Origin of the sequence: Flavobacterium panici, from assembly GCF_903819335.1 — a bacterium.
GTDB lineage: Bacteria > Bacteroidota > Bacteroidia > Flavobacteriales > Flavobacteriaceae > Flavobacterium > Flavobacterium panici.
Map to the genome: position 1 here is coordinate 77000 of NZ_CAIJDE010000027.1, position 6092 is coordinate 83091.

The 6092-nt window shown below is 33.9% G+C and carries 5 protein-coding genes; all 5 read left to right on the forward strand.

Annotation, left to right across the window (positions count from 1 at the left end):
• The first annotated feature begins 10 nt into the window (after nt 1-10).
• The 5 genes from FLAPXU55_RS02640 to rodA all read left to right on the forward strand — a co-directional run bounded on the left by FLAPXU55_RS02640 (nt 11) and on the right by rodA (nt 5691).
• Nucleotides 11-1039 carry a rod shape-determining protein gene (locus FLAPXU55_RS02640; protein ID WP_007804822.1) on the forward strand — a complete coding sequence of 343 codons (1029 nt, stop codon included), beginning with the start codon at nt 11-13 and terminating at the stop codon, nt 1037-1039.
• Between the two features lie 111 nt (nt 1040-1150).
• On the forward strand, nt 1151-1981 hold the full coding sequence (mreC, locus tag FLAPXU55_RS02645; RefSeq protein WP_053470055.1) for a rod shape-determining protein MreC: 831 nt from the start codon (nt 1151-1153) through the stop codon (nt 1979-1981).
• Nucleotides 1974-2480 carry a hypothetical protein gene (locus FLAPXU55_RS02650; protein WP_053470054.1) on the forward strand — a complete coding sequence of 169 codons (507 nt, stop codon included), beginning with the start codon at nt 1974-1976 and terminating at the stop codon, nt 2478-2480. The genes mreC and FLAPXU55_RS02650 overlap by 8 nt, the downstream gene beginning before the upstream one ends.
• The gene (mrdA, locus tag FLAPXU55_RS02655; protein ID WP_180856447.1) at nt 2477-4444 is read left to right on the forward strand and encodes a penicillin-binding protein 2; all 1968 of its coding nucleotides are present in this window, start codon (nt 2477-2479) and stop codon (nt 4442-4444) included. Before FLAPXU55_RS02650 ends, mrdA begins: the two co-directional genes overlap by 4 nt.
• A gap of 11 nt (nt 4445-4455) precedes the next feature.
• Entirely contained in the window at nt 4456-5691 is a 1236-nt protein-coding gene (gene rodA, locus FLAPXU55_RS02660; protein ID WP_053470052.1) for a rod shape-determining protein RodA, read from the forward strand.
• The last annotated feature ends 401 nt before the right edge of the window (nt 5692-6092 follow it).

Consider the following 6092-nt stretch of genomic DNA (forward strand, 5'->3'; position numbering starts at 1 on the left):
TAAAAAACTTATGGGATTTTTTGATTTCATGACCGAGGATATTGCGATAGACCTTGGTACCGCAAACACTTTAATCATTCATAATGATAAAGTTGTTATTGATAGTCCGTCAATCGTTGCACGTGATAGAATATCAGGCAAAATCATTGCTGTTGGTAAGGAAGCCAACATGATGCAAGGTAAAACGCATGAAAACATCAAGACCATAAGGCCTTTGAAAGATGGTGTAATTGCCGATTTTGATGCTTCGGAAAAAATGATCAATATGTTCATTAAAAGTATTCCTGCATTAAAAAAGAGAATGTTTACTCCTGCATTACGCATGGTAGTTTGTATTCCTTCTGGTATTACTGAGGTGGAGATGAGAGCGGTAAAAGAATCTTGTGAAAGAGTAAACGGAAAAGAAGTTTATTTGATTCACGAGCCTATGGCAGCCGCAATTGGTATTGGTATCGATATCATGCAGCCAAAAGGAAACATGATTGTTGATATTGGGGGTGGTACAACAGAAATTGCAGTTATCGCATTAGGCGGAATTGTTTGCGACAAATCTGTAAAAATTGCAGGGGACGTTTTCACAAACGATATTGTTTATTACATGCGTACACAACATAACCTTTTTGTAGGAGAAAGTACTGCTGAGAAAATTAAAATTCAAATTGGAGCGGCTATCGAAGATTTAGACGGACCGCCAGAAGATATGTCAGTTCAGGGTAGAGACTTACTTACAGGTAAACCAAAACAAGTTGATGTTTCTTACCGTGAAATTGCAAAAGCATTAGATAAATCTATTCAGCGTATTGAGGATGCAGTAATGGAAACATTATCTCAAACTCCTCCTGAGTTAGCTGCCGATATTTACAACACTGGTATTTATTTAGCCGGTGGAGGATCTATGTTAAGAGGTCTTGACAAACGTATTTCTCAAAAAACAGATTTACCGGTTTACATTGCTGAAGATCCGTTAAGAGCAGTTGTTCGCGGTACAGGAATGGCGCTTAAAAACATCGCAAAATTTAAAAGTATCTTAATCAAATAAGATTCAAAAATAACAATCAATATACTTTTATTAGGGTCAAATTTCTAATATTTGACCTTAATAAAATTTGAAATCCTAAAGCATACCTGAAACAAAATAACCAGACACGAAATGCAGCAAATTTTTAATTTCATTATAAGAAACAGTAATCGATTGCTGTTTTTGCTGCTTTTAGGTATTTCGTTGACTCTCACAATTCAATCGCACTCGTACCACAGAAGCAGAGTAATCAGTTCCGCAAATTTTTTGAGCGGAGGTGTTTATGAAAGAATCAATCATGTAAACGAATATTTGAATTTAAGAACTGAAAACGACGAACTTGTACTTGAAAACGCAAGGTTAAAAAGTCTTTTATTCAATAAAGAAGACACAACAAAAGCACCATTACCAGATAGCATTAAAGGAGTTAAACCTGCTGATATTATCGTTTCAAAAGTAATCCACAACTCTTACAATACGCACGAAAACTATATTACACTTAACTCTGGAAGTAAAGAAGGAGTTAAACAAGATATGGGTGTTATCAACAGCTTAGGAATTATTGGAGTTATCGACAATACTTCAACAAATTACTCAACTGTAGTGAGTATTTTGAATATGAAGTCACAGATAAATGCTAAACTAAAAAAGACAAATCACTTTGGTTCTTTAACGTGGGACGGAAAAAGTACTGGATTTGTTCAGCTTGAAGATGTTCCAAGATTAGCCTCTGTAAGAAAAGGAGATACTATCGTTACCGGAGGACAATCAGTTATTTTCCCGGAAGGAATCAATATTGGTACTGTTGAAAATATATACAAAAAAGAAAACTCAAGTTTTTATGTTATAAAAGTTAAACTTTTTAACGATATGACAAACTTAGGCCACGTATATATTATCAAGAGTAAAGACAGAGAAGAACTTATTAATCTAGAAAACAAAAGCAAGGAAAAAAATGAGTAGCGCTTTGTTAGTAAATATTTTTCGATTTATTATGTTGCTGGCAATTCAGGTTGTTATTTTTAACAATATGAATTTTCTAGGATACATAAGTCCTTTTCCATATATTCTATACATTATTTTATATCCGGTAAACAGTAACAGAGCAGGGTTAATTATTTCCAGCTTTTTATTGGGATTAGTAATGGATATGTTTTGTAATTCTGGCGGAATTCACGCTACTGCTTGTGTTATTTTGGCTTACTATCGACCGTATATTTTTAAGTTTTCGTTCGGATTAAGTTATGAATACCAAACTATTAAACTGAACGAATCTTTAACCCCAGAACGGTTTTCATTTATATTAGTTTCTGTTTTATTACATCATATTGTTCTATTTACATTAACAGCTTTTGAGTTTAAATTTATATTCGACATTTTACTGCGAACACTATTTAGCTCAATTTTTACAATAATCACTTCAATTATAATAATTTACATTATTAAGCCCAATAAACGATGAGAAAAGTTCTGCTGCCCTCTTTAATTATTATTGCAGCATCTTTGCTAGTGATTCGGATATTTTATCTGCAAATTGTAGATGATTCATTCAAATTGAAATCAGAAAATAATGCGATTAAGAAAGTCTATGACTATCCGGAACGCGGCTATATTTATGACAGAAATGGTAAACTATTAGTTGCCAATCAGGCTTCATATGATATCATGGTAATTCCAAGAGATATTAAAGAAAACCTTAATGTTGCTGAATTCTGTGCCCTTTTAAATATTACACGGGAAGATTACGAAAAAAGAATTGCAAAGGCCAAAGTTTACAGCCCTAGGCTTCCATCTGTATTTTTATCTCAGTTAAACAAAACCGAATTTGCTGCTTTTCAGGAGAAAATCAGAAAGTATGAAGGTTTCTATTTTCAAAAGCGTTCTCTTCGCGATTATGAAGTAGATTATGGTGCCAATATATTTGGGTTTATCACACAGGTAAACGAAAAACTGATTGCAAAAAATCCATATTACAATAGTGGAGATTTAATTGGAAAACAAGGTGTTGAAGAAAGTTACGAAGATATTTTGCGCGGAATTAAAGGTGTAAAATACATTCAAAAAGATAAATACAACCGAGAAATTGGTGCCTACAAAGAAGGAAAATACGATACTATTGCCGTTGCCGGAGAAGATATCAATTTAAGTATTGATGCTGAACTTCAAAAGTACGGTGAAGAATTAATGATTAACAAACGAGGCGGAATTGTTGCTATTGAACCAAAATCTGGTGAAATATTAGCATTAGTTACAGCTCCTTCTTATGATCCCGGTATTTTAGTTGGAAGACAAAGATCTAAAAACTATACCCTGTTATATCATGATTCTATCGCAAAACCTTTATATGACCGCGGACTTTTAGCCGAGTATCCTCCGGGTTCTCCGTTTAAAATTCTAACTGGTTTAGTAGCGTTGCAAGAAGGTGTTATCAACGAGCAGACTACTTTTATGTGTCATCATGGATTTAGTTATGGCGGCGGACGTTTTATGAAATGCCACGGTTTTGGACCTCATCAATTGCATAATGGTATTTATAATTCCTGCAACACTTACTTTGGACAGGCTTATATGTTAACGATTAACAAATATTCAGATCCTGGTAAAGCCGTTGATGTTTGGAGCGGTCACGTAAAAAGTTTTGGTTTAGGTCAATTTATGGGATATGATTTACCAACTGGTAAAAAAGGTAATATTCCAACATCAAAAACATATAAAAGGATTTATCCTAACGGAGGATGGCGAAGCTCAACTATTGTGTCAAATGCTATTGGACAGGGAGAGGTTTTAATGACGCCTATTCAATTGGCAAATATGATGGCAACGGTTGCGAATCAGGGATATTATTATACGCCTCATATCATTAAAAAAATTGAGGGCAGAAAAATTGATCCTAAGTTTACAGAAAGGCATACGACAACTATTGATCAAAAATATTTTCCACCAGTTATCAGCGGGTTATTTGATGTTTACAACAAAGGTACCGCTTATGCTCTTAGAGTAAACGGAATTGATATTTGCGGAAAAACAGGAACAGCTGAGAATTATGCCAAAATAAACGGCAAAAGAGAAAAGCTTAAAGATCACTCTATTTTTGTTGCTTTTGCACCAAAAGACAATCCGAAAATTGCAATTGCGGTTATGATTGAAAATGGAGGTTTTGGAGCAACTGTTGCGGGACCGATTGCCAGTTTGATGATCGAAAAATATCTAAGAAAGAAAATCACAAGAACTGATTTGGAAGTTCGTGTTTTAAATAAAAGTTTAGCGGCTGAATATGCTAAATTAGGCGGAATGAACGAGGCTAGTGCAATTGAGTCTACACCAAAAGATTCTGTTTTAAAAGCTAAGATTGTAGTTCCTAAAACAGTAACTGCTCCAAAAACAGAAGCTAAAAAAACAATAATAGACACCACTAAAGAGAATTAAGATTATTTCAGATGAGAAATCAAAGTGTAAAAAATAACATTGACTGGATAAGTGTCTTTATCTACATTGCGCTGGTAACATTGGGGTGGCTGAATATTTATTCCTCTTCATTATTATCAACCGATGGAACATATCAAAAACAATTAATTTTTATTGGATGTACAATTCCACTAATTTTTGTTGTGTTATTTGTTGATGGAAAATTTTACGAAAAATACGCCAGTATTATTTTTGGTGTGGCATTATTGTCTTTAGCCGGATTGTTTCTCTTTGGGAAAACAATTGCCGGTCAGCGATGCTGGTATGCGATAGGAAGTTTCACGCTTCAGCCGTCAGAGTTTGCAAAAGCCGCTACATCATTGGCATTAGCCAAATATTTAAGTGATACACAAATTAACCTTAAAGAAACAAACAGGCAATTACAGGCTTTGGCAATTGTATTTTTGCCCGTAATGCTTATTTTACCACAGCCCGATCCGGGAAGTGCATTAATCTACAGCGTTTTTATTCTTGTTTTATTTAGAGAAGGATTACCATCTTGGTACGTGTGGACAGGTTTTATTACCATTTTATTATTTGTATTAACGCTTATTTTAGAACCTTATGTTGTTATTTTAATTGCACTGGGTGTTCTAATTATTATACATTTTAAAGGAAGAGCCGTTGATAGGAATCTTCTTTTAAGTGCTATTTTATTGGTGCTGATTTCTGGATTTGTTCTTTCTGTTGATTATGTATTTGATAATGTATTTAAACAGCACCATAGAGATCGTTTCAATATTCTTTTAGGAAAAAGCGTTGACATGAAAGGTATTGGTTATAATACTAATCAATCTGAAATTGCTATTGGATCTGGTGGATGGCTTGGAAAAGGCTTTTTAGAAGGAACTCAAACTAAAGGTGGATTCGTTCCTGAACAGCATACTGATTATATTTTTACAACTGTTGGTGAAGAATGGGGATTTACAGGTTCTCTTGTTGTTATTTTACTTTTTACAGGTTTATTCCTGAGAGTAATTTATTTGGCAGAAAGGCAAAAGACTAAATTCAGTCGGGTTTATGGTTATTGCGTCGCCGGAATTTTGTTTATACATTTCTTTGTAAATATTGCAATGGTTATTGGTATTTTCCCAACAATTGGAGTGCCTCTGCCCTTCTTTTCTTATGGAGGTTCGGGACTTTGGGGATTCACTATATTATTGTTCATCTTCTTAAAAATGGATGCTAATAAGGTTAATGAATGGTAGGGTTTTAAATTTTAAATTCCAATTTTTAAATTGCTTCGCCTGTTCGCTATCGCTCGGGTCCAAATTCCAATTGTAGAACTCCTCTTTTCATTGATACAAAAAACATAAAAAAATTATTTTTATAATCTCATTCTATAAACATAGCCCACGGTTTCAACCGTGGGAAACGAATGGAATGACGAATGGATTGCAAATCTAACATGCGATTACATATATTGCGTCCCACGGTTGAAACCGCGGGCTATATTTAAAATGGGCAATAATATTCAACTGATGATTTTAAATTGAATCATATCTAATAATGACTAGTCCTAAATAATCGATACAGATTTAATTAGACAAAAATATTTAATTAAGCACCTGCAATAAGTTTTTTGCAGGTGTTTTTTCTTTTATAGGTT